This is a genomic window from Archangium sp. (assembly GCF_045802675.1).
Taxonomy (GTDB): domain Bacteria; phylum Myxococcota; class Myxococcia; order Myxococcales; family Myxococcaceae; genus Archangium.
Genome location: NZ_JBJMQO010000047.1, coordinates 24,860 through 49,104, shown reverse-complemented (window position 1 = coordinate 49,104; position 24,245 = coordinate 24,860). Strand labels below are relative to the sequence as shown.

The window sequence follows — 24,245 nt, the reverse complement described above, 5'->3', positions numbered from 1 at the left end:
CACCCCCATGACCCGAGTCTTCCGCGCGTCCCTCGTGCTCGCGCTCCTGTCCGCGGCCTGCACCCCGGAGGAGAAGCCTCCCGAGACGCCCCCCGCGGTGGATCCCTGCGCGGGCCTGCCGCCGCTGTCCCTCACCGCCAACCCCACGAAGGTGCGGGTGAAGGATCCCATCGCGCTCACGGCCTCGGGAGGCAGCGGCCACTACCGCTTCCGTGCCGAGCCCGGTGGCTCCTCGGGTGAGATGCGGGGCTCGCGCTTCGTCGCGGGGCCCACGCCGTCCACGGACACGCTGGTGGTGGAGGACGTGCGCTGCCCCGGCGACGCGCGGGCGCGGGTGTCGGTGGTGGCGGCCTTCGACGTGGCGCCCGGGCGGGCCACGCTCAAGCAGGGCACGAGCTTCCAGGTGGCGGTGTCGGGGCTGCTGGGCTCGCCCGTCTTCACGCTGGTGAGCACCAACGCGGGCAGCACGCTGACGCCCTCGGGCGTGTACACGGCGGGCGCGGGGCAGGGCCTGGACCTGGTGAGCGTGCGCGACAACCTCACGGGGGACGAGGCGCTGCTGCAATTCGAGGTGCGCTCGGACGCGGTGCTGCGCGGAGATCCGGAGCTGCTCGCGGTGCCCTCGGGCTCGTCGGTGCCGCTGGCGACGGCGGGAGGCAGTGACCGGATTACGTGGACGAAGGTGTCCGGTCCGGGCTCGCTGGACGGCGGGCGCTTCTCGGCCGAGCCGGGCGCGTCGGGCACGGCGGTGCTGACGGCGGCGGACCCCTTCACGAAGCAGACGGCGACGGTGTCCGTGCGCGTGCTGGCGGAGCTGACGCGGGACACCGCGGCGCACGGGCAGCTGACGGACACGGCCTCGGTGGTGACGGCGGACTTCGACGGGGACGGGGTGCCGGACGTGGCGGTGGGCCGGCCGGAGAGCGACCTCAACCGGCCCCAGGGCGGCGTGGTGCTCATCTTCAAGGGGAGCGCGGCGGGCCTGCCCTCGCAGCCCACGTGGACGCTGACGGGTGAGACGGACACGGCCCGCTTCGGCGACAGCCTGGTGGCGGGTGACCTGGACAAGGATGGGAAGGCGGAGCTCGTCATCTCCTCGCCGGGCGCGGACGTCACCATCGACAGCTCGGGCGCGGTGTACCTGTACCGCTTCGGGACGAGCGGGCCCGAGCGCATCCGGCCGCCGCTCGCGGGCGTGGGCCGGGGCGCCTTCGGCACGGGCGTGGACCTGAAGGACGTGGATGGGGACGGGGACCTGGACCTCATCGTGGGCTCGCCGGCCGGAGACCTGGCGTCCACCTCGACGCTCTTCAACCGCGGCATCGTGGACATCTTCCAGCTCACCCCGGGACAGCCGGTGCCGGACCTGCCGACGGTGCGCCTGGGCGGCAGCGACCTGGGGCTGACCGGCGCCATCGAGCCACGTGCCCGGACGGGCCTCGGGCAGTCGGTGGTGGTGGCGGACCTCAACGGGGACGGGAGGCCGGACGTGGCGGCGCTGGGCAAGGCCTCGCGCTACAAGGCGGACAACACCTCGCTGGGCGTGGTGCAGCCCGCGGTGTCCGTCTTCTTCGCGCGCACCGAAGCGCCGCTCTTCCGCGCCACGCCGGACGTCTTCGTGCTGCCCACGAACACGGCGGACAGCAACGAGGGCAACGCGAAGCTGAGCGTCGTGCCGGGGGATGGGACGCGGCCCCCGCTGCTGATGGTGCTGATGGACCGCGCGGACTCGCCGGACCTGCGCACCAGCGGCGGGGTGAACGCGGCGACGGACGCGGGCGGGGCGTTCCTCTTCGACCTGACCTCGTTCTCGCCCACGGGGGATGCCGCGGACACGCCGCCGCAGGTGAAGCTCGCGGATGCCTTCGCCCGTTTCTACGGGGACGCGGGCTCCATCGTGGCGGGCCGCAGCTGGGCGCTGGCGGACGTGGACGCGACGCCGGGCCCGGAGCTGCTGCTGGGCGCCCCCTACGCGAGCATCCCCTCGGGCACCACGTCGCTGCGCTTCGGCGGCAAGGTGCTGGTGTACCCGCTGACGGGCCTGAGCAAGGGCGCCGCCTTCAACAAGCCGCAGACCTTCCTGCCGGGACTGGCGAAGTCGGACGCCTTCGGAGCGGGGCTCGCACCGTGGGCGTTGCCGGGGAGCACGGGGCTGGTGGCCTTCGCGGGCCGGGCCTCGGGCTCGGGGCTCGCCTTCACCGGACGGGTGGATGCCTTCGTGAAGGCGGGTGACTCGCTCGCGCAGTGGACGCGCACGAGCTTCCTGGTGCCGGCGAAGCCGAGCGTGGAGCGCTTCGGCGAGGCGGTGGCGGTGGGCAAGGGCGCGACGGGGAGCCTCGTGGCGCTGGTGGGCTCGCCGGGTTGGGCCGGTCCCGGGGTGAACGCGGACGGCAACGACCTGTCGGCGGGCCGGGCCTATACGTACGGCGCCGCAGGAGGCGCGGGCACGCTCGTGGGCGAGGGCATGTCCGCCCCGCTGTACAACGGACGCAACGTGGGCACGGACGTGGCCTTCTCGGACTTCAACGGAGATGGGAAGGCGGACCTGGTGATGGGCGCGCCGGCCTTCACCATCCCGAGGGCCACCGCGGCCGCCTCGGAGCTCGGCGACGCGTACGTGGTGAAGAGCGCGTGCCTGCCCACCGCGGACACCGGCGCGGGCGGCGTGCTGGTGTCGCTGGCGCAGTCGGACGGCAGCTACAAGCCCGCCTACCGGCTGTGGGCGCTGGGCAACATCACGGACAACTGCATCGCCTCGAGCGGTACCTGCACGCGCTCGGGCATCGGCCGCGGGGTGGTGGGCGGCTTCGACTTCAACGGGGATGGCAAGCAGGACATCGGGGCGCTGCGCAACAGCGGCTTCGAGCTGTGGCTGGGGCGCGCTCCGGACGATGCCTCGCTGGCGAAGCGGACCATGGGGTGTGATCCCGTCTACTCCTCGCCCTACTTCGCGACGTCCTCCAGCACGGCGCAGACGACCTCCATGCCGGTGGCGCTGGGAGACCTGAACGCGGATGGCTGCGACGAGGTGGCGTGGCGCTACTCGGATGGCAGCGCGCGCTCGGGCCTCGTGGTGCTGTTCGGCTACGACACGGGCGGGGCGCGGTGTGGTGGGCGCACGGCCCCGTCGACGGTGCGGCTGGCGGCGGACCCGGAGGTGGGCAGCAACTTCCTGGGGCTCGGCGTGGCGGCGGCGCGCGTGGGCCGCGTGCTCGGCAAGAGCGGCGCGGACTACCTGGCGGTGAGCGCCTCGAGCGTGCCCTATGACGGCGTGACGCAGCCCGCGGTGATGCTCTTCGACACGGCGGAGCTGGTGAAGCGCCGGCCGGCCTCGGGCGAGGCGGTGGTGGGCGCCCTGGAGAGCGCGCTCTTCCCCAAGGTGCTGGTGCACCGCTCGCGCGCGGTGGGCTTCGGCACGGCGCTGGCGGGCGGGGTGGACCTGAACGGCGATGGCGCGCCGGAGCTGGTGGTGAGCGCGCCGGGGGCGTCGGTGGCCTCGGATGGTGGAGGCGCGGTGTTCATCTACGCGGGAGGACCGGCGATGACCGGGGCGCTCACGCCGATGCTCACGCTGACGGGAGACGCGGCCGAGCGCTCGGGCTTCGGCCAGGAGCTGGCGCTGGTGGCGGGGAACCCACCGGGTACGGGCAACGTGGGCTTCCCGCCGACGCTCGTCATCGGCGCGCCGCTGAGCTACCGCACGGGCACGCAGAACGGCACGGCCTTCGTGGTGCCGCTGGGCTTCTGACTCGACAACGTCACGTTCCCGTAGAGCCGTCCAATGGGCATCCCTGCCCGACTCGCGGCTTACCCGCTGTGTCCTGCATCCCTCGGCCAACCCGACGGCTTGACGGGCCCACCCGCATTTCCGTGTAGTTCCGGAGCGACGGCTCGCCACCGCGTCGTTTCCGGAGGTGCGCCGTGTCCCCCCGTCGTGTCGGCCCGCGTCCACCTGGCGCGCCGCTTCGCCACCTGCTCGCCTACTGGTTCGTCCTCTTCGTCTTCTTCCAGTCCGCCTGCGCTACGCACGCCCCTTGGGGCAGCCTCACGCCGGGCTACCGCTACACCTCCCTCACGCCTCCGCCTGCCCCCAGGGCGCGCGTGCCCCCGTCCACGGAGCCAGGGCTCGAGAAGGCCACCGTGTACATCGCGGCCTTCTTCGAGCCCGGGGCGGTTGCCACCCGCCCGGTGCCCATTCTCAAGCCCGAGTTTCAGCGGGCCTTGCAACGGCTCGCTCGCGACGTGCGGTTGGGGCAGCGCACTCCACGCGAGGCCGCCCTGGAGCTGCTGCGCCTCTCCGGCCAACCAGCGCGGGACGTGGAGACGGTGGCGAGCGCGGGAGAGTGGAACCTGGAGATGTACCGGGGCCAGGGCTACACGCTGGTGCCGGAGAAGCAGCAGGGGCCGGTTGCCCTCACCCCCGAGGCGAATGAAACCCTCAAGCAACAGTACCTTCAGTGGTGCGCCCCCCAGGGCGGAGGCGACTGCCTGCGGCTGCTGGACGACGGGCCCTACTTGAAGGCCGATGACCGCTACACCTTTGCCCTGGCCCTGGCCTTCGGGCGGGTGCTCGACGAGACGCGCGAGGCTCTCAAGGCCGAGCTGCTCAGCGTGCAGGCCCTCGTTTCCATGGTCGTCTGGACGGTGGCCTTGTACTGCATGATGTGGGTGGTGCCCGAGCCGACGACCAAGCTGGTGGCCGCCAGCCTGACCGTCATTCTCATGGGCTACCTGGGCCTCAGCACGGTGTACGGTCTCATTGACGGCTGGGCCCGTCTGGTGATTGCGGCCGGAGAGGCCACCACCTTCGACGAGCTGCGCGCGGCCGGTGAGCAATTCGGCAAGGTGCTGGGCGAGGACGCCGCCCGGGCCATGATTCTCGCCGTCTCCACACTGGCCGGGCATACGCTGGGGCAGGTGCTGCCACGGCTGAAGTCACTGCCGGGCTTCACCCTCGCGGCGGAGCAATTCGAGGCCCAGGGGGGCGCCGCTGTCATGACGCACGCGGAGGCCGTGGAGGCGACGCTCGAGACGGAAAGCGCCCTGGCCAGGGCCGTGGCGGCGACGGAGGAGGTGGCCACCTCTCCGCAGGGCCCCCTGGCCGTCGTCATGCTCAAGAAGGGGCATGGGCCTGGGCGGGAGACGGCTCGCGGGGGCCGCTCGGCGCAAACCGTCATCCGCCACCGGGGCGGCAACCGGCAGGTGCAGCTCAGTGACGGCCAGCGCTGGCACCTCCCTCCTGGCAAGTCCGTGGCGGACATACCCGCCGAGGACAAGGTGGGCGACATGCTCCAGGAGGTTGTCACCAAGGCCGCGAAGAAATGGGGGCCCGACAGGCGTTCGGACGCGGAAAAAGAGGCCATCAAGAATGCTACGGATAGGGGCGAATACTGGCTGTCGCGACTCTTGGAACGCGAGGCCCGGGGGCGTTTCGTGCACGCAGAAGTCAAAGCCCAGTTGCGAGGGAGCCTTCAGTTCAAACACCAGGGAGTGGACGTGGTTGACCTGACGACAGGCCGCAAGTACGAGATTCTCTCCGGCACCGAGTCGAATCTGGCGCGGCATGGCAGGCGCATGGCCAGCGAGTTCTTTCGGATGCTCACCTTCTAAAAGGAGCAACCATGGGGTGGCTGGAGAACGTCATCATTGAGGACAAGGAGATTGCAAACGAGCGGCTGGAGTTGACGGACAAGAATTCGCTCTATTTCCTTGGCCCCGATTTGTTGCTTAGAAACTGCACCGTCATCCTGAAGGTCTCCGCGAGGAACCTGATCATCGTTGGCGCACGATTCATCGAGTGCACCTTCGAGGTGAAGCAGGAGCTGAAAAACCACCAACAGTGGGTGAAAGCCTCACTCAAGGGGTGCCGGTTCAAGGGACGCCTGACGGGGTGCGATTTCGGGCATTGGCCCGATTACGGCACAGGTTGGGAGCACGGGGCCATCGAGGATTGCGACTTCACCGAGGCCCGCCTGGATGGCTGCCGTATCATGGGCTGTGACCCTGCCACCATCCGCTTCCCCAAATGGCCCTGCTTCACCTTCATCGAGCCCATCCGCCGGGCGCCTGAACTTCGCAGCATCAAGTGGCCGGGCCGCTTTGGACGAATCACCGTGGAGGAACTTCACACCCAGCCGGCTCCTACGAAGTCGCTGACCTACCACGCCCCCTCACTCGCCAGACGTATGGAGACCACAGAGGAAGAGCTCAGGGCTGTTATCGAGAAGTTCGACTGCATCGTCTACTGACGGGACGGTGCGAAGAGTCGCCCTGTCGAAGGGCCACGACGCGACGACAACTACCGCAAGTGGGGGGCGCCACCGTGTGCGCCACCTCGAAGCAGCCCGAGGCCCCCGGTTCGTATCGTGTCGGCCCGCCTGCACCGCACGCGACAACGCAGCTACAGCCCCGCTACCGACCGACTCGCCTACTCCGCCACCTTCGCAGCCTCCGGTTCTCTGCCTCTGCAACCGCGCCGTTCCGGGGGCTTTGCTCCGGACGACTGCTGCACGGTGCCAGGCACAGTTGAGAGGGAACCGGCCAAAAATGGCGAAAGTCGAGTCTGAGCGCGCGGCTCAGTGGGCCAGGGGCATGGCGGGCTCGGAGATGCCTTCGAGCACCCGCCCGGCGAGCTTCTGGTCCTCCATCTCCATGGCGAGGTCTCCCAGGGAGACGATGCCGATGAGGTGCTCCTGCTCATCCACGACGAGCAGGCGGCGCACCTGGAGCTCGCGCATCTGGTCGGCGACCTCCTCCACGTCGTCGTCCACGGAGCAGGTCTGCACGTTGCGGGTCATCACGTCGGCGACGGAGCTGGTGCGCGGGTTGAAGCCTAGCGCGAGGCCACGCACGACGATGTCCCGGTCGGTGACGATGCCGACGACGTGCTCGCCGTCGACGACGGGCAGGGAGCCCACGTTGAGCAGGCGCATCATCTCCGCGGCGGCCATCAGCGTCGTCTCGGGATGGGCGGCGACGGCGTCCGGAGTCATCACGTCACGAATCTTCATGGGACGCACCTCATGGCGGTCAGTGTGAGTGTTTCGTAGGGAGGGTGTGTCCGCTCCGGCGCCTCCGCCGCGAAATTCCATGCTTCGAACACGTGCCTGCCCGTCTGCCCTCCCTGCGGGGCGAGCGGGCGATTCACGCCTGCCTGTCTGCCCGGTGGGAAGCGGGCCTTTACGGTTGCGAGGGCATGCGCATCGTTGAGCGCATGGGGAGCGAAGCGATTGGCTGGTTCAGCTCGGTGGTGCTGCTGCTGACGATTGGCAATCAGGTCTACAAGCAGTGGAAGACGGGCACGAGCAAGGGCGTGTCGAAGTGGCTCTTCGTGGGGCAGATCACCGCGTCCACGGGCTTCACCATCTACAGCTGGATGGTGCACAACTGGGTCTTCGTGGTGACGAACTCGCTGATGCTGGTGAGCGCGCTGGTGGGAATCGTCATCGTGCTCAAACACCGCAAGGCGGAGAAGCGGTGCGCGGAACAAGGTCCATCGCCCGCGGGAGCGACCCCCGCGAGGGCCTGAGCCCCGTTCTCCAACCTCGAGCCCCGGCAACACCGAGCCCCGTGATTCCCAAGGGCGTCACAGGGTCCCGGCGGCATCTCACTTCACGAACCCCCTCAGCTCACGGTCTGGGGAGACCTCTGGCGGGAGAGCTCGTCGGAGGACTTGAGCATGGAGGCGTGGCCGCCGTGCTGGAGGCGCTGCTCCTCGTCGATGGGGGCGGAGAACGTCTTGGCGATCTTGTTGTAGGTGCCGAGGATGAGGATGGTGGGGGCCCACTGGCCGACGAAATTGGCCCAGGTCTTCTTGCCGGCGAGCATGAGGCCGGCGCTGACGGCCATGCAGCCGATGGCGACGCCGAGGAAGCCGATGGAGGGAATGCGCCGCGTCTGCATCTCGACGTTGGTGGTGACCGTGTCTTCGTTCTTCATGGTGTCCGTTGCCTCCGTCCGAAGGGATGCGGGAAAGGTGCGCACGGGGTGCGGAGGAGGGGGGAGGGCAGCTCACCTGGCTGCTGTCCGGGCGGGCGCTGGGGCGGTGGGGTTGGCTGTGCGGAGGGGTCCGCTCAGATTGGCGGGGACCATGACCGGAAGCGCGGGGGGGGGACGGATGGGACGCAAGTCCGAGGTGGAGAAGCTGCGGAGCCTGGCGCAGCTGGACGTGGATGCGGTGGGGGCCTACGACGCGGCGATTGCCCGGGTGAAGGAGCCGCTGGTGCGTGAGCGGCTGAACGAGTTCCGGGTGGACCATGTGCGGCACGTGCAGGACCTCAACGCCTTCATCCGCCAGTTCGGAGGGGAGCCGGTGGAGCTGAGGCCGGACCTGAAGGGCGCGGCGATGAAGGGCCTCACGGCGATGACGAGCCTGATGGGGACGGAGGCGGCGCTGGTGGCGATGCTCGGCAACGAGGAGTTCACCAACCGGGCCTACGAGCTGGCGCTGAGCTTCGAGTGGAGCCCCCAGGTGCGCTCGCTCATCGAGAAGAACCGGCGGGACGAGGAGCGGCACGTGACGTGGATCAAGGAATCGGTGCGCCATCGCCCCTGGATGTCCGAGGGAGCCGAGGTCCAGGCCTGAGCTCCCTGCCCCCGGGAGGGGGACGGGGTGAGGGTATCGCTTGGAGCCGGGTTCACCCCCTGGTCTACATTCGGAGGACGGCAGCCCCGCGCGCCAGGCGCGGAGCCCCGAACCCTGGAGACCCTCGTGAGTGACACCCTGCCCGAGCTGCGCGCCACGCTGTCGGAGCTGGTCGCGCTGGACACGACATCCTCGCGGCCGAACGCGCCGTTGGTGGAGCTGGCGAGGGGGCGGCTGGAGGCGGCGGGCTTCGCGGTGGAGCGGGTCCCGTACCGGGACGGGGCGGGGGTGGAGAAGGTGAACCTCGTCGCGGTGAAGGGGGGCACGGGCGGGGAGCGGGCGGGGCTGGTGCTGGTGGGGCACACGGACTGCGTGCCGTACGACGCGGCGTGGACGGAGGCGCTGCGGCTGACGGAGCGGGAGGGGAAGCTGTACGGCCGGGGCGCGTGCGACACCAAGGGCTTCATCGCCTGCGCGCTGTACGCGGCCACGCACTACACGGGCCCGCTGCGGGCGCCGCTGATGGTGATGCTCACGGCGGACGAGGAGATGGGCTGTGAGGGGGCCAAGTACCTGGTGACGCAGGGCAAGGGGCGGGCGCGGCACGCCATCGTGGGCGAGCCGACGTCGCTGGTGCCGGTGCGGGCGCACAAGGGCTACTGCCTGGCGGAGGTGGAGGTGCTGGGGCGCGAGGGGCACAGCGCGTACCCGGACGAGGGAGCGTCGGCCATCTTCCGGGCGGGACGCTTCCTCCAGAAGTTGGAGACGCTGGCGCGCACGCGGCTGCGCGAGGAGCGGGACGAGTCCTTCGAGCCGCCCTTCACCACGGTGAACGTGGGCCTCATCAGCGGGGGCAAGGCGCCCAACGTCATCTCCGGGGCGTGCCGCTTCACGGTGGAGTGGCGCCCCATTCCCCGGCAGCCGAAGGAGCGGGTGCTGGAGCTGCTCGAGTCCATCCGGCACGAGCTGGTGCGGGACGAGCCCGGCTACGAGGCGCGCATCCGGCTGTTGCGCACGGAGCCGGCGGTGGACACGCGGGCGGACGCGGAGGTGGTGCGGGTGCTGGCGGAGCTGTCCGGCAACGCGCCCATCACGGTGCCCTTCGGCACGGAGGCCCCGCAGCTCACGGAGCTGGGCGCGGAGGCGGTGGTGTTCGGCCCGGGGGACATCCGGGTGGCCCACCAGACGGGTGAGCACGTGCCGGTGGAGGACCTGGTGCGCTGCGAGGCGTACCTCACGCGGGCCATCGCCCACTTCTGCGGCGGCACCTGACGCCGGACGTCGAGCGTCAAGGCGCACCCGGCCACGCACCGGAGAGCCCTGCGGGTGCACCCCCAGTGAGGGGGGGCGAACGGGCTTGTCGGCGCACCTGACCTGGGTGGTACAGTCCGCCGCGGTGGGGTCGGGCATTGGCCCGAGTACGTCGCCGGGGCCTGGGGAGGAGGCCACGACATGCAATTCATCCCCTTCGAGGAGGGCATCGAGGTCAAGGGGACGTCGGTGCTGGGAGTCGTGGAGGGCTTCGGCGATTTCGCGGTGCTCGGCAGTGCCTACCTGCTGGACGAGGGGCTCGGCACGCCCACGGCCAGGGGCCTGGTGGGGCTGGAGCCCGAGGGTTGGTACTCTCAGAGGTCCCTGCTGCTGTGCATGCGGCGGATCCGCAAGGAGCTGGGGGACGGGCTGCTCATGCGTATCGGCATGGCGCTCCCCCGCATCGTCTCGGCCGGCGCGGGCATCCAAGACATCCGCGGCGCCATCAAGTTCGTGGACGTGGCCTACCACCTCCACCACCGCAAGAACGGCCGGCCCATGTTCGACCCGGAGACGGGGCGCATGGAGGAGGGCATCGGCCACTACGGTTACGAGCCCGTGCCGGGACAGCGGAAGATTTTCTGTTTGTGTGAAACCCCGTACCCGTGCGCCTTCGACCAGGGCCTGCTCATGGCCATGGCCCAACGCTACGAGTCCAATGCGCGCGTGACGCACGACGACAGAGCCTGCCGCAAGCAGCGGGCGGAGCACTGTACCTACGTCATCACCTGGTGAGCCCGTGACGCGTCCGCGACGCGTCGACGACGCCCCCCGGCGGCCTGCCCGGTGTCCGGGAGGGAGCAGTTGATTCGGGCCCCCTCTCCTCCATTCGGCCCCTCCACCTGATAGCCTCGGCACGACCCATGGCAGCCCTCTCTTCTCTCGGCACCTCTGGCCACGTTCTGCTCTGCGATGACAGCCCCATTGCGCTCGAGGCCATTGGCTCCCGATTGCAGGAGAGTGGACTGGACGTGGTGATGACGACCTCGCCTCGCGAGGCGCTCGGACTCGCCACCGAGGGCCCCCAGCCCTTCGATCTGATCATCCTCGACGTGCTCATGCCGGGCCTGGACGGCCACGAGCTGACGCGGCGGCTGCGCGACCATCCGCGCACCAGCACCACGCCCATCCTCCTGCTCACCTCGCTGGACACCACGGATGACCGGGTGCACGGCCTGATGTCGGGCGCGGACGACTTCTTCACCAAGACGGCGCCCAACGCGGAGATGCTCGCGCGCGTGCGCTCGTTCATCGCCCTGGGCAAGATGCGCGCTCAGCTGCAGGCGCAGCACGAGGCCATGACGCGCGTCATGCGCGAGCCGGAGGCCCCCACGCCGCCCCAGGCCCGGGTGGAAATCATCCACCACCTGCCCGTGGTGAGCGAGCGGCTGGCGCGCGCCCTGCGTGGCTCGCCCGTGGGCGGCGAGTTCCAGCTCACCCAGCGCGCCGCCTCGCAGCGGATGGTGGCCTCCGACGCGGACCTGCTCGTCGTCAGCTACCCGGTGGCGCTCGAGGGCGAGGCGCCGCTGCTCAAGCGCTTCGGCTTCGACGAGGAGGCCCCCGCCATCCTCGTGGTGGACGAGGTGGAGTCCACCTCGCGCCGTGTGACGGCGTTCGACTCGGGCGCGGATGACTACCTCACGCTACAGACGCCCATGGCGGAGCTCGCCGCGCGTCTGGGGAGCGCCCTGCGCCGCCAGCGCCGTCAGCGCCAGCTGCGCTCCTCGCGGGACAGGGCCATGCTGGTGGCGGTGACGGATCCGCTCACCGGGCTGTACAACCGCGCCTACTTCCACGAGGCGCTCGGCGTCGAGTTCCGCCGCGCCCAGCGCTACAAGCACCCGATGACGCTGGTGCTGCTGGACCTGGACCACTTCAAGCAGGTGAACGACACGCTGGGCCACAGCGCCGGAGACGAGGCCCTGCGAGAGACGTCCAAGCGGCTGCGCCAGACGGCGCGCTCGACGGACGTGGTGGCCCGTCACGGTGGCGAGGAGTTCGCCATGATTCTGCCCGAGACGGACCTGGAGCAGGGGTTGATCGCCGCCGAGCGCTTCCGGGCCGCGGTGGACGGGGCCACGGTGCACGGGGCCAAGGGTGGCAGCCGCAAGCTGACCCTCAGCGCCGGAGTGGGTTGCTTCCCCGTGCACGCCAGCTCCATCAGCGAGCTCATGGAGCTCACCGACGCGGCGCTCTACACCGCCAAGCGCACGGGCCGTAACCGGGTGAGTGCCGTCTCGGTGAGCCAGGAGCCGCCGCCCCTCGCTCCCGCCGCCGCGCAGATCACGGGGACGTCGGGGGTGCTGGAGCGGCTGCGCCGGCTGGTGGCGGAGGACGTGGAGGGCCCACTCACCGCCACGCGCACGGCCGCGCGCATGCTGCACGAGGCCTCGGCGCCGGGCGACACGCTGCACACCATCACCACGCAGCTGCGCCAGTCCTCCGAGGACGTGCGGCAGGAGCTGCTGAAGGTGATGGATGACCTCTCCCGGGCCATTCTCGACTCGAGCCGGCAGGGAGTGGTGCACAGCGAGCAGAAGTGAAGCCGTTCCCGGGCTTGTTAAGGTCGCCCGATGCGAAGACTCCTCGTGGGCTTGCTGTGCCTGACGGTGGGCTGTGCCACCGCCTCCTCCACCTCCACGCCGTCGTCCTCCTCCAGTAGCGCGCCCGCGGCGGCCGCGAAGCCGGAGGAGGAGAAGAAGGACACCCGCTCGCTCGACGAGCTGAAGGCCGAGGCCGCCAAGGCGGGTGAGGGCAAGGATTGGGCGCGAGTCCAATCGCTCAACCGGGAGATCGTCCGGCGCGAGCCGGAGAACGCGGATGCGATGGCGTTCGCGGGCATGGCGAGCATCATGCTCGGTCAGAAGGAGGAGGGCGTCGCGGAGGTGGAGAAGAGCCTGGCGATGAAGGACAACGCGCCCCTGCACTACGTCCTCGGAAGCCTGCTGTTGGAGATGGAGGAGCCGCAGCGGGCGTTGGAGCACCTGGAGCGCGCGGTGCAGTTGGACCCCGGTGCGGTGCGGGTGTGGTTCGACCTGGCGTTCACGCGGGCGCGGCTGGGGAAGATGGACGAGGCCTTCGAGGCGGCCGAGCGGGTGAATGCCCTGGCTCCCGAGGCTCCGCAGACCGAGCAGCTCTACATGTTCCTGTCGCAGTGGCACGCGGCGACGCGCGTGTCCCCGGAGGCGGCGCAGCACAACGCGCAGGGCCTGCAGCTGACGACCCAGGGGAAGCAGGACGAGGCCATCGCCGAGTTCGAGGCTGCGCTGAAGCTGGAGCCGGACTACGCGGATGCCCGGTACAACCTCGGCACGCTGTTGCAGAAGAAGGGGGACAAGGCGCGGGCCGAGCAGGAGTACCGGAAGGCGATTCCGGGCTTCCACGAGCGAGAGAAGCTGCTGCGCGCGGACGCGCAGAACAACCTGGCGTTCCTGCTGGTGGGGCGGGGGGCGAAGGGGGATGAGGCCGTGACGCTGGTGCGCGCGGCCATCGCGGTCCGGGGCGAGCGGCCGAGCTACCTGGACACGCTCGCGCGGGCGTGTGACGCGAAGGGGGACAAGGCGTGCGCGGTGGAGAGCTTCCGCAAGCTGCTCGCGTCGAGCCAGACGCTGCCCTACGAAGTGAAGACGCACGCCGAGGAGCGGCTGAAGAAGCTGGCCCCCTGACGGACGGGCTCAACCCGGGCGCGAGGCTCGAGTCGAACGCTCGAGCCTCCCCGCGGCCTACGCCTCGGGCAGGGCGCAGGTGTGGAGGTCGCGCAGCACCTTCCTGGCCTCGACGATGAGCTCCTGGCCCCGCACCTCGGCACCCAGCTTGACCACCAGCTTCATGTCCGGCGTGAGCCGGTAGACGCCCTTGGAGCGCTGCACCAGTCCCGCCACCTTCATCCCGTCCAGCAGCGCGTCCGCTCCCAGCGTCACCACCACCCGGCCCGGACCTGCCTCCAGCGCTCGCAGCCGCAGATCCCTCATGTCGATCTTCAGCAGCGCCTGCTCCGAGAGGTTGTCCACCTCGTCCGGGGCCTCGCCGAAGCGATCCACCAGCTCGGCGCGCAGATCCTGCACCTCGTCCGGATTGCCGGCCTGGCTGAAGCGCTTGTAGAACACCAGCCGCTGGTGCACGTCCGGCACGTAGTCGTCCGGAATGAGCGCGGGAATCGGCATGGTGATGTCCGGCTCGATCTGCGTCCTCGGCGGCTCACCCCGTACCTCGGACACCGCCTCTTCCAGCAGTTGCGCGTACAGATCGAAGCCAATCGCCGCGATGGAGCCCGACTGCTCGGAGCCCAGCAGGTTGCCCGCGCCGCGGATCTCCAGGTCGTGGCTGGCGATGGTGAAGCCCGCGCCCAGCTCGGTGAAGCGCTGCAGCACTTCCAGGCGCCGCTGCGCGTCCTTGCTGATCGCCGTCCGCGCCGGCACCAGCAGGTATGCATAGGCGCGCTCCTTCGAGCGGCCCACACGTCCACGCAGCTGGTAGAGCTGTGCCAGTCCGAACGTGTCCGCCCGGTTGACGATCATCGTGTTGGCGCTCGAGATGTCGATGCCGCTCTCGATGATGCTCGTGCACAGCAGCACCTGGTTCTTCTTCTCGGTGAAGTCCAGCATCGCCTTCTCGAGCTGTCCCTCGCCCATCTGCCCGTGCGCCACACCGATGCTCACGTTGGGCAGCAGCTTCTTGAGCGTCTCCTCCATCGCGGGCAGCGACTCCACCCGGTTGTGCACGAAGAAGATCTGACCCCCGCGGGCCAGCTCGCGCTCGATGGCCTCCTTGATGGTCTGCTCGTCGAACTTCATCACGAAGGTGCGGATGGCGCGCCGGTCCTGCGGCGGCGTGGCGATGATGCTCATCTCCCGCACACCCGACATCGCCATGTGCAGCGTGCGCGGAATCGGCGTCGCCGACAGCGTCAGCACGTCCACCTGCGAGCGCAGCTTCTTGATCTGCTCCTTGTGCTTCACCCCGAAGCGCTGCTCCTCGTCCACCACGAGCAGCCCCAGCTCCTTGAAGGCCACGTCCCCACCCAGCAGCTTGTGCGTGCCGATGAGGATGTCCACCTTGCCGTCCTTGGCGCGCTTGAGGATTTCACGCACCTCGGGAGGCTTCTTCATCCCGGAGATGACCTCCACCGTGACGGGGTAGTCCTTGAAGCGCTTCTTGAAGGACAGGTAGTGCTGCTGCGCCAGCACCGTCGTGGGCACCAGCACCGCCACCTGCTTGCGGTCCAACGTCGCCTTGAAGGCGGCCCGCATCGCCACCTCCGTCTTGCCGTAGCCCACGTCGCCGCAGACGAGCCGGTCCATCGGCTCGCTCTTCTGCATGTCCGCGAGCACGTCCTCGATGGCCTTGGCCTGGTCCGGCGTCTCCTCGAACTCGAAGTCCGCCTCGAACTGGGAGTAGTACCGGTCCGGCGGGCTGAAGGCGTGGCCCGGGTGCGCCCGGCGCGCCGCCGCGATGTTGAGCAGGTCCGCCGCCATCTTGAGCAGCTGCTCCTTGACCCGCTTCTTCGTCTTCTCCCAGGACGTGCCCCCCAGCTTGTCCAGCGCCACCTTGGTGGGGTCCCCACCGGTGAACTTCTGGATGAGCCGCATGCGGCTCACCGGGAGATAGATCTTGTCCTTGCCCGCGTACTCCAGGACGAGGAAGTCCCCGGGCACGCCGTTCACCTGCATCTTCGTCAGGCCCGCGTACCGGCCCAGGCCGAAGTCGGTGTGGACGATGATGTCGCCTTCCTTCAGGTCCTTGAAGCCCGAGGAGAAGGCATCCATGCTCTTCGAGCGCCGCACGCGCCGGCGTGCCCTCGCTCCGAAGATCTCCTCGTCCGAGAGCACGGCGATGCCGCCCGCGCCGTCCACGAAGCCGTGGCTCACCTCGCCCGCGAAGAGGTGCGCGGACACCGAGGGCTCATAGAGCTTCGCGGCATCCGTGAGCGGCTCGGTGTGGACGCGGACCATCACGTTGCGGTCCAACAGCAGGTGCTTGAGCCGGTCTGCCTGGCTCAGCGTGCCGCAGGCCACCGCGCAGGCAATCCGCGTGTCCCTCCAGCGCTGGAGCCGCTCGATGAGCGGGGTGAGCGCGCCCTCCTCACCGTGGTGGGCGAGGATGGCCTCGCGCACGTCCTGCGTCGTGCCGAAGGGGAAGTGCACCGGCGGCTCGCCCTGGGTGAGCGACAGGCCACCGCCCTCCATCACCCGGTGCGCCGCGAGCTTCTGCTCCACCTGCGCGCGGGTGAGGAAGTGCTCCTCGGGTGGATAGGCCAGGTCCTGGCGCTCATCGGACGCCTTCGCCGAGCGCTCCACCTCGTTCCACAGGTCCTCGGCGATGCGCTCGAGGCCCAATGGGTCATCCAGGTAGAAGAGCGGCTCGGCGTGCCACAGCGGCAGGTAGTCGAAGACGGTGCCCAGGCCACCCTCGAAGAAGCCGGGCAGCAGGCCCTCCAGGCCGAAACCGGGCAGGCCCTCGCGGATGGCGTCGAGCCGCTCGCGCAGCTGCGAGGTGGGCAGGTTGAGCCGGTCCGCCACGGCGCGGGCGGCGGCCTCGGCGCGCACGCGCGTCTGCTCGGAGAAGATGACCTCGCGCGCGGGCAGGAGGATGATCTCCTTCATCGAGTCCACCGTGCGCTGCGTCTCCGGATCGAAGGAGCGGATGGACTCGATGGTGTCGCCGAAGAACTCGAGGCGGACGGGCTTGTCGTAGAGCGGGCTGTAGACGTCGACGATGCCGCCGCGCACGGAGAAGGTGCCCAGGTCCTCGACGAGCGGGCTGGACTGGTAGCCCATGTTGGCGAGCTTGCGCGCGAGCGCGTCCCGGTCGAAGTCCTGCCCCACGCGCACGAGCTCGGACAGCTCCTTCATCACCTGGGGCGGCAGCACCTTGCGGAACAGGCCGCGCAGCGAGAGCACGAGCGCGGGGAAGCGCGTGCCCTGGGCCAGGTGGAAGAGGGCGCCGAGCCGGTCCGCGGCGGCGTCCGCGTCCGGGGAGAGCTCGTCGTAGGGGAGCACCTCGTCGGCGGGCAGGCGCAGGACGTGGGGCTCGCGCGCAGTGCCCTTGCCACCGAGGAAGAAGGCGAGGTCGCTGGCGAGCGCATCCGCGGCTTCCTCGTCGATGGCGACACAGACGAGGGGCGCCTCGAGGCTGCTCGACAGGCGGGCGAGCGCATGGCCGCGAGCGGCTCCCTGGAGACCTTGTGTGCGGACACGCTGGCCGGCGCGGAGCAACTCCATCACGCGGGCGAACGGGTCCCCAGCCATTGGAGGCGCGCGAAGGGCCTCCGCATCGAACTTCTGGGAAAAAGGAGTTTCCATCCGGGGGGGGCACCTTGCAGGGCCCCCCGGTAATTAGGAGCCGGACCCGTGTGGGTCAACGGAAGAGCGAGGGGCCCGGTTGGCGACAGTCCTCTCGGGCCCCGTGCCTACAGCCGCCTACTCACCCCACCCGGAAGTCCTCGTCGTCATCATCGTCGTCGCCGCCCTTGTCGCCTCCGTCATCGCCGCCGCCTTTCTTGTCTCCGTCCTGGAGGGACGGAGCGGCAAGGCGGGCCTGGGCGGAGGAAGCGTCCGGAAGCAGGCGGACGGGCGCGGCATGGAGGCAGGCGAGGGCGAGCAGGCAGGCGAGAGCGGTGGTGAGGATACGCATGGGGAGAAGGCCTCCGGTCGCGGGGGGACGCGGCCCCGGACAGGGATATTCACCCCACGCCCGAAGGGGAATCAGCCCTTCTTGAAAGTGCGGATGTAGCCAACGAGCGAGTTGATCTGCTCCGGGGTCAGCTTCTCCTTGTAGGGCTTCATCTTCCTGTTGCGGGAGGAGCCCTCGGAGATGACCTCGCGGATGTCCTCGTCCGTCTGGGCCTTCTGCCAGGCGGCCTGGGACATGTCGACGATGGCCTCCTTCTTGCCCATCTGCGTCTGCGCGCGGCCATCCGGGCCGTGGCAGGACTTGCACTTGGCCGTCCACAGCTCGGCGGGGGTTTCGTCGGCGGCCTGGGCGGCGGTGGCCAGGGACAGGGAGAGCAGCAGGGCGTAGCGGGTCGTCTTCACGATGGAGTGTCCTCTCGTTGAGGGGGCCCGAGTATAGGTCACGGTGCGTCGGTGGCCACCGCGCTCGGCGCCTCGCGCACCAGTTCGCGTGCGAGCAGCCGGGTGTATTCAGGGGCCGAGCGGTAGTCGAGGTGCGAGCCCTCGGGGCACTCGAAGCGCGAGAGCGCGGGGACGTCCTCGAAGGTGATGCCTTTAGCGCCCGTGCGCTGGAGGAGCCGGTCCCAGTACCGCTCGCGCGGGTAGCGCGTGTCCTCGATGTTCCGCACGCGCCCCGAGCTGACCATCCGCACGAAGACGACCTCTCCGCCGCGGGCGCGGATGTGGCCCACGAGGGAGGACACGTGCTCGAGCAGCGCGTCCAGCTCGGCGGGCAGTGGCTGCTGGCCATGCGCGCTCTGGAAGTGATGCTCCCAGGACTCCCGGAGCGGTTTCAGGTCCACGCCGTCGAAGTCGGACTGCTGCTGACGGCTGGCCAGGGTGCGGGTATAGGGCGGGACGGGCAGGGACCGGCTCATGAGCAGGGCGTACAGCACGTTCTTGGGCTGCACCGAGGACTGCATCACCACGAGCCGCTCCTGGAGGAACACCCGCATCGCCGTCTCCGCGTCCGCCGCGAGGGTGCGGTGCGCGTACCCGGTGGTGTACCGGTAGGCCGCCGTGCGCACCTCGAGGGGCTCCACGGAGAAGAAGAGCGTCGGGCTCACCTCGCACAGCACCAGCCCCCGGAAGCGCTCGTCCGCGGCGAGGTCCTCCAGCAGCGGCAGGCTGCTCGAGCCATTGATGGAGAGCTGTGCGACGCGGGCACCGCCCAGCGCCCGCGACAGCACCTCGGGAGAAATCCCCACCTGGAAGCGCGACGAGCCCAGCAGCACCGTGGCGCGCCCCTTGCCCCCGCTCGCGCGGGCCCGTTCCAGGGACCACAGTTCCGGCGTGTCCTTCACCGTCGGGTGGAAGCCGAGGCGGCGCCAGCCCAGCTCGGTGCCCACCAGCAGCACCCCGGCCACGAGCAGCGCCACCCACCACATCCGCCCGAGCGTGCCGGACGCGGGCGTCTCGCTGGAGCCGAAGGGAGATGAACGCACGAGTCACTCCGACGGCGGTGAGCCCGCGAGGGTATGTGCTCACCGCCGTGGTTACCAGCGGACGCGCTGGCCCCTGTCCTTCCGAGCCTCCAGCAGGCGGCCGAGGCCTCCCAGGAGCCTGGAAGGTACGCGCTTCATTGGCACTCGCGGCGAGCGGCATGGTTGGATGCCGGGTGGCTCCGCGCGAATGAATCCCCCTCCCTCATCGGCTCCCGTGCTCCGGCGAGACCTGCTCCTGGTCTTCGTGGGAGCGGCCCTGCTCTTCACGAGTCTGCTCTCGCGTGACTACATCGGCGACGGCATCCGCTGGCTGGAGGAGATGACGGCGCCGGGACTGCCCGCGCCCTCGGAGAACAACCACTTCCTCACGCCGTACGTGGGGTGGGTGGCCTGGAGGCTCGCGGTGGCCACGGGCTTCTCCTCGCTGCTCGAGCACCTGACGGATCGTCCCGCGGCGCTCGTGTGCTTCCAGGGGCTCAACGCCCTCTTCGGCGCGGCGGGACTGGTGGCGCTCTTCCTGCTGCTGCGCTGGAGCGGGGTGTCGCGGCGCGGCTGCTGGCTCGGCGTGGCCATCACCGGGCTGTCCCATGCGTACCTGCTGCACGCCACGGACATGACGGAGCCGATGGCCTCCGTGCCCTGGATGGTGCTCGGGGCGGCCGTGGTGCGGCGCGCGCCGGAGTCGCGGGGTGCGCGCTGGCTGGGCGGAGCGCTCGCCGGACTGGGCGCGGCCTTCTACCTCACGGCGCTCGGCGTCTGCGTGCTGATGGGCTCCACGGTGGGCCTGCGCTACCTGCGGCGCCGGCAGTGGGGGCGGGGAGTCGTGGCCGTGACGGAGGTGGGCCTGGGCGCGGTGGGCTGCCTCGGAGCCATCCTCCTCGCGGGGCGGCTCCTGCTCTCGGTGCCGCATGACCTGGCGGGACAGGAGCAGGGCCTCGTCTCGATTCCCACCGGCAGCGGCATGTTCGGGCACTTCGATCCCCGCCACCTGGTGGGCGCCTTCTTCGGCTTCGCCAATGCCTTCGCGCCGCTGCGGGACTGGCTCGGGGCGGGCCGGCTCCGCGAGTCCCCTCCGGGCGTGCTGGCCTACAACCTGGCGCTCGTGGCCCTCTTCGCGCTGTTCGTGTTCGCCGTGGGGCTGCGCGTGCGCCGGGCCGCTCCGGCGCTCCTGCGCTCGGACAAGGTCGCCGACCTGACGGGGGCGCTGCTGTGGACGGGCTGCACCTATGTGCTCGCGAGCTACTGGTCCGCGACCTACGAGAAGCTGTGGATTGGCGGCGTGCTGGGCACCACCGTCTTCCTGTGCATCCTCTTCGAGAGCGAGGAGGAGAGCACGGGCGAGCAGCCGGCCCGGAGTGGGGAAGGGCCCTGGCGCCACTGGCTTTCCCTGGCACCGCTCGCGCTGTTGCTGCTCATGAGCCTTGGGGCGGGAGGCGTGTGGCGCCGGGTGACGATGAACGAGGACCTGCGCGTGGCCACCGAGCTGTCCCAGCGCCTACAGCCCTCGGACCTGGCCATCTGCACGGGCTGGGACGCGACGAGCGGCCTGCTGGCCCATGTCGTCAATCCGCCCTTCGAGTGCTGGAGCATCGTGGACGAGATGATCGCCACGGGGCTGCGCGCGGAGGTGTTCTCCGAGCGCCTCCAGAAGCGCATCGACGAGGCGCACGCGCAGCAGCGGCGGGTGTTCTTCCTCGGGCTGCTCGACCAGAGCGAGGAGGACTGGCGGCGCTTCAACGAGGCCCGCTTGAAGCTGCCGTATTCGGTGCTCGACCGGTACCGTGGGCACGCCATCGTCGCCGATAAGCTGCGAGGCAAGGAGGGCCGGGAGCTGGTGCTCTACCAACTCTGTGACGAGCCCGCCCCGGGTTGCCCCCAGCCGAACTGAAGGAGATTAGAAGCCGAGCGTCCGGCCGGGAGGCACGAGCCAGACCTTCTCCAGGAAGTGCACCGCGCCCTCGTCCGCTGCGTGGTGCTTCACCGTGGCGACTTGAGCCCCGAGCATCAGCGCGAGCACCGCCAGCCCGCCAACGAGGGGCATGGCACCGGGCCGCCGCTCCGTCTCCTTCAGCCCCAGCCGCACGAAGACCCAGACGGCCAGGCCGAGCAGCAGCACGAGCAACAACACGCCAGCCACCGGGTTGGAGATGCCGAGGAGATTGAGCGCGCTCGGAGGCAGGTAGCCCTCGCGCAGCAGCGGCACGGCGAGCCCGAGGACCACGTTGGACACGTCGTCGGGGATGTAATTGACGAAGGTGGCCAGGCCCGTGAACACGATGGACGCGGAGCACAGCGCCGCGGCCGCGCCCGAGAGCGCCGGGTGGCCCGAGCTCCGCAGCCGCTCGAGCACCAGGCCCGCGGGCAGGAGCAGGAAGGGCACGAGTCCCGTGAGGTGGCGGGGGCCCGTCGTCCAGCCCCACGAGTCATACGAGAACGAGGACGTGAAGTACGTGTACCCGGCGAGCAGCGCCACCGTGAGCCAGAAGTGCGCCCGCATCTCGACGCTGCCACGTGCCTCCCTGCGCAGCACTGCCACACCGGGCAGCGCGAGCAGCAGGAAGGGCGACAGGGTGAAGAGCCCGCGCAGCGGCGAGAAGAAGGACAGGGCGAAGGCGCGCGGATCCGGGTAGCGGATGCCGAGGAAGCCCCCCAGGTGCCACGGCTGATAGGCCGCGTCGTTGAGGTGCTTGTACCCGGTCTCCAGCGGATGCCCGAAGGCCGCCTGGTGGTACAGCATCAGCCCCACCACGAAGGGCAGCGCTCCCAGTACGGCCAGTCCGGCGCCGCGAGCCAGCCGCATCCACCGGGCGCGCGCGGGCTCCTCGCGCCACAGCACCGTCAGCACCGCGTACAGCACCAGTCCCAGGACGCCCAGGGCACCGGTGTACTCGGCGGCCACCGTGGCGCCCGCGCACGCGCCCGCCACGAGGTAACCCCGCTCACGCCACTCGCCGCGCGCGAGCCGCCACAGGGCGTAGAAGCCGCCAAACAGCAGCACCGCCGTCGTCTGGTGGCTCATGAAGAGCAGCGAGTAGCTGAACGCGAGCGATCCCAGCCCGTACGTCACCGTCACCGCGTCCGCCACGCCCGGGGACACGTACGCGCCCAGGAACCGGCGCACGAGCCACAGCAGCCCCAGCGTGGGCAGCACCGTGAGGAACAGGCGGCTGAAGAAGACGAGCGGCACCTCATGCACCGCGTAGAGGAAGCCTCCGCCCAACCCGCGCAGCACCGCGTATACGGGCACCGCCGCGAAGGACAGCAGCGGCGCCTTGGACGGGTAGTACTTCCCGTCCTTCACCGACAGGTCTCCGACGTAGCCGAAGTCCCGCAGGGCCTGGTTGATGTCCAGCGTCCCGTACTCCACGAGCGCGCGCGTCTGCCACAGCCGGCACAGCTCGTTGGGCGAGCGCAGGCCCGGGTGGTACGGGAACAGCAGCACGTACAGCGCCACCAGTCCCGCGTACGCCGCGCGTCTCACAGCGCGTCGCTGCCGCGTTCCCCCGTGCGGATGCGCACGGCCTCGTCCACCGGCAGGACGAAAATCTTCCCGTCGCCAATCTTCCCCTCGGCGCCCGAGCGGGCCGCGCGCACGATGGCATCCACCACGCGCGACACCATGTCGTCGTCCACCACCACCTCCACCTTCACCTTGGGCAGGAAGTCCACCACGTACTCGGCGCCCTTGTAGAGCTCCGTGTGGCCCTTCTGCCGGCCGAACCCCTTCACCTCCACCGCGGTGAGACCGAGCACGCCCACCTCGTGCAGGGCGTCCTTCACGTCATCCAGCTTGAACGGCTTGATGATGGCTTCGATCTTCTTCATGCGGCACCTCCCGTGACTCGAGCCACCGCGAAGAGGCTCATTCCCACCGGTAGCTTGACATGGCTTTCGGCCTTCGCCAGCAACGGAGCGATCCGGTCATACATCTTGAGCTGGAACCTGGGCACCGAGCGGCGGCGCATTACCCGGCTGCTCATGAACCAGCCCGGAATCCCCACCAGGTTCATCCACTCCAGCTTCTCCACCTCGAAGCCGTTGCCCTCGAGCACCTCGCGCAGTCCGGCCATGGTGTAGCGCCGGTGGTGGCCCACCGCCTCGTCGATGGAGCCGAAGAGCTGCGGCAGCGCCGGGACCAGCACCACCACCCGTCCGCCCGGGGGCAGAATCTGCCGGAAGCGGCGCACCGCCGCGCCATCGTCCGGGATGTGCTCGAGCACGTTGGAGAGCACGATGGTGTCCAGCCGCTCGGCCTTGAGCGACTCCCAGTCCGCCAGGGCCACGTCCGACAGGTAGGGCCGCACGTGCGGCTTGCCCCGGAACTTGTTCTTCAGCCGGTCCACGTAGAAGCGGTCCACCTCGAGCGCGATGAGCAGCTCCAGCCCCTCCTCGAGCTTCTCGGTGATGGTGCCGATGCCCGAGCCAATCTCCAGCACGCGCCGCCCCAGGTGCTCGCGGAAGCGGCTGCCCAACCACGCGTTGTAGTTGTTGGCCCCGTCCATGCGCTCCAGCGTGTTGTAGCCCTCGTGCTGGTTGTCCGCGTCGTTCTGCACCGTGGCGTAGCGCATGAGCGTGCGCAGCCGCGCGAGCTGCGAGCCCAGCGGCCGGTGCGGCGCCTCCTCCATGCCCACGGGCACCTCCGCCAGCCGGTAGAGCTGCGCCGCCAGCTTCACGACGATTTCGGCGTCCACCGCGTCGTCCTCGCTGGTGAGCGACACGGACTTGAGCGCCTCGGTGCGGAAGGCGCGCTGGCCGCAGAGCGGATCCTCCAGCGCCACGGACGTGACGAAGCGGGTGACTCGCCCCAGGGCCCGGTCCGCCAGCAGCTCCGCGTCCAACCCCTGCACCCGCCGGCTGCCGAACACCGCGTCCGCGGTGTTCTCGAGGATGGGACGGCACAGCGCCTCGCAGGCCTCCAGTGAGTAGGCCGGGTCCGCGTCCTGCAGCACCGTTATCTCGCCCGTCACCCGGCCGAGCGCCGCGCGGATGGCCGCTCCCTTGCCCACCAGCCCGGAGAGCACCTGCACGTTGGGGGCGGAGGGCGTCTCGAGCGGACCGTCGCCCGCGAGGATGACCTCGTCGCCGCGGGGCGCGAGCGCGTGGGCGAAGCGGGAGGCGGCCTCGGCGGTAGCCGGGGTGTAGGGGATGACGAAGGAGAGGGGCGGACTCACAGCGGCCGTGACTACCACAGGGCGGACACGGGTGCTCGCACGGGTTCACACTGCGTGGCAGGAG

Annotated in this window: 19 protein-coding genes; 10 read left to right on the top strand and 9 right to left on the bottom strand. The window is 70.0% G+C overall.

All coding sequences use genetic code 11. From position 1 onward, the window contains the following. Nucleotides 1-7: 7 nt before the first annotated feature. From ACJ8AN_RS14510 to ACJ8AN_RS14500, 3 genes are all read left to right on the top strand, one after another. Nucleotides 8-3,748, top strand: a complete 3,741-nt coding sequence (locus ACJ8AN_RS14510; protein WP_407755931.1) for an FG-GAP-like repeat-containing protein — start codon at nucleotides 8-10, stop codon at nucleotides 3,746-3,748. 173 nt (nucleotides 3,749-3,921) lie between these two features. Beyond that, entirely contained in the window at nucleotides 3,922-5,610 is a 1,689-nt protein-coding gene (locus ACJ8AN_RS14505; protein WP_407755930.1) for a hypothetical protein, read from the top strand. An 11-nt stretch (nucleotides 5,611-5,621) separates the two neighbouring features. Beyond that, nucleotides 5,622-6,248: a pentapeptide repeat-containing protein gene (locus ACJ8AN_RS14500; protein WP_407755929.1), complete on the top strand. Its 627-nt coding sequence runs from the start codon at nucleotides 5,622-5,624 to the stop codon at nucleotides 6,246-6,248. 327 nt (nucleotides 6,249-6,575) lie between these two features. On the opposite strand, the gene ACJ8AN_RS14495 is transcribed toward ACJ8AN_RS14500, so the two are convergent. Beyond that, nucleotides 6,576-7,010, bottom strand: coding sequence for a CBS domain-containing protein (locus tag ACJ8AN_RS14495; RefSeq protein ID WP_407755928.1), 435 nt, complete (start codon nucleotides 7,008-7,010; stop codon nucleotides 6,576-6,578). A gap of 185 nt (nucleotides 7,011-7,195) precedes the next feature. On the opposite strand from ACJ8AN_RS14495, the gene ACJ8AN_RS14490 reads away from it, so the two are divergent. After that, nucleotides 7,196-7,528: a hypothetical protein gene (locus ACJ8AN_RS14490; RefSeq protein WP_407755927.1), complete on the top strand. Its 333-nt coding sequence runs from the start codon at nucleotides 7,196-7,198 to the stop codon at nucleotides 7,526-7,528. A gap of 95 nt (nucleotides 7,529-7,623) precedes the next feature. On the opposite strand, the gene ACJ8AN_RS14485 is transcribed toward ACJ8AN_RS14490, so the two are convergent. Beyond that, complete coding sequence (locus tag ACJ8AN_RS14485) at nucleotides 7,624-7,938, bottom strand: hypothetical protein (protein WP_407755926.1); 315 nt, start codon at nucleotides 7,936-7,938, stop codon at nucleotides 7,624-7,626. Nucleotides 7,939-8,116: 178 nt separating this feature from the next. Between ACJ8AN_RS14485 and ACJ8AN_RS14480 the strand changes: the two genes are divergently transcribed. The 5 genes from ACJ8AN_RS14480 (at nucleotide 8,117) to ACJ8AN_RS14460 (ending at nucleotide 13,560) form a co-directional block, all read left to right on the top strand. Further along, nucleotides 8,117-8,584 carry a ferritin-like domain-containing protein gene (locus tag ACJ8AN_RS14480; protein ID WP_407755925.1) on the top strand — a complete coding sequence of 156 codons (468 nt, stop codon included), beginning with the start codon at nucleotides 8,117-8,119 and terminating at the stop codon, nucleotides 8,582-8,584. Between the two features lie 126 nt (nucleotides 8,585-8,710). Further along, nucleotides 8,711-9,856 (top strand): acetylornithine deacetylase, encoded by a 1,146-nt coding sequence (gene argE, locus ACJ8AN_RS14475; RefSeq protein WP_407755924.1) that lies wholly within the window; start codon nucleotides 8,711-8,713, stop codon nucleotides 9,854-9,856. Between the two features lie 180 nt (nucleotides 9,857-10,036). Beyond that, nucleotides 10,037-10,630, top strand: coding sequence for a hypothetical protein (locus tag ACJ8AN_RS14470; protein WP_407755923.1), 594 nt, complete (start codon nucleotides 10,037-10,039; stop codon nucleotides 10,628-10,630). 128 nt (nucleotides 10,631-10,758) lie between these two features. Beyond that, nucleotides 10,759-12,438, top strand: a complete 1,680-nt coding sequence (locus ACJ8AN_RS14465; RefSeq protein ID WP_407755922.1) for a diguanylate cyclase — start codon at nucleotides 10,759-10,761, stop codon at nucleotides 12,436-12,438. A 30-nt stretch (nucleotides 12,439-12,468) separates the two neighbouring features. Further along, nucleotides 12,469-13,560 (top strand): tetratricopeptide repeat protein, encoded by a 1,092-nt coding sequence (locus tag ACJ8AN_RS14460; protein ID WP_407755921.1) that lies wholly within the window; start codon nucleotides 12,469-12,471, stop codon nucleotides 13,558-13,560. Between the two features lie 57 nt (nucleotides 13,561-13,617). Here ACJ8AN_RS14460 and mfd read toward each other — a convergent pair whose 3' ends face one another. The 4 genes from mfd to ACJ8AN_RS14440 form a co-directional block, all read right to left on the bottom strand. After that, nucleotides 13,618-17,196, bottom strand: a complete 3,579-nt coding sequence (gene mfd, locus ACJ8AN_RS14455; RefSeq protein WP_407755920.1) for a transcription-repair coupling factor — start codon at nucleotides 17,194-17,196, stop codon at nucleotides 13,618-13,620. Nucleotides 17,197-17,317: 121 nt separating this feature from the next. Beyond that, a complete protein-coding gene (locus tag ACJ8AN_RS14450) occupies nucleotides 17,318-17,527 on the bottom strand; it encodes a hypothetical protein (RefSeq protein ID WP_407755919.1) in 210 nt (69 codons plus the stop codon). A gap of 71 nt (nucleotides 17,528-17,598) precedes the next feature. Further along, nucleotides 17,599-17,928 carry a c-type cytochrome gene (locus ACJ8AN_RS14445; RefSeq protein WP_407755918.1) on the bottom strand — a complete coding sequence of 110 codons (330 nt, stop codon included), beginning with the start codon at nucleotides 17,926-17,928 and terminating at the stop codon, nucleotides 17,599-17,601. 38 nt (nucleotides 17,929-17,966) lie between these two features. Beyond that, on the bottom strand, nucleotides 17,967-19,010 hold the full coding sequence (locus tag ACJ8AN_RS14440) for a hypothetical protein (RefSeq protein WP_407755917.1): 1,044 nt from the start codon (nucleotides 19,008-19,010) through the stop codon (nucleotides 17,967-17,969). A gap of 187 nt (nucleotides 19,011-19,197) precedes the next feature. On the opposite strand from ACJ8AN_RS14440, the gene ACJ8AN_RS14435 reads away from it, so the two are divergent. Next, on the top strand, nucleotides 19,198-20,898 hold the full coding sequence (locus tag ACJ8AN_RS14435) for a hypothetical protein (RefSeq protein WP_407755916.1): 1,701 nt from the start codon (nucleotides 19,198-19,200) through the stop codon (nucleotides 20,896-20,898). 6 nt (nucleotides 20,899-20,904) lie between these two features. On the opposite strand, the gene ACJ8AN_RS14430 is transcribed toward ACJ8AN_RS14435, so the two are convergent. The 3 genes from ACJ8AN_RS14430 to ACJ8AN_RS14420 are packed head-to-tail and all read right to left on the bottom strand — an operon-like array spanning nucleotide 20,905 to nucleotide 24,181. After that, entirely contained in the window at nucleotides 20,905-22,491 is a 1,587-nt protein-coding gene (locus tag ACJ8AN_RS14430) for a hypothetical protein (protein ID WP_407755915.1), read from the bottom strand. Then, nucleotides 22,488-22,835 (bottom strand): P-II family nitrogen regulator, encoded by a 348-nt coding sequence (locus tag ACJ8AN_RS14425; RefSeq protein WP_407755914.1) that lies wholly within the window; start codon nucleotides 22,833-22,835, stop codon nucleotides 22,488-22,490. The genes ACJ8AN_RS14430 and ACJ8AN_RS14425 overlap by 4 nt, the downstream gene beginning before the upstream one ends. After that, nucleotides 22,832-24,181, bottom strand: a complete 1,350-nt coding sequence (locus ACJ8AN_RS14420; protein WP_407755913.1) for a methyltransferase domain-containing protein — start codon at nucleotides 24,179-24,181, stop codon at nucleotides 22,832-22,834. Before ACJ8AN_RS14420 ends, ACJ8AN_RS14425 begins: the two co-directional genes overlap by 4 nt. Between the last annotated feature and the right edge of the window lie 64 nt (nucleotides 24,182-24,245).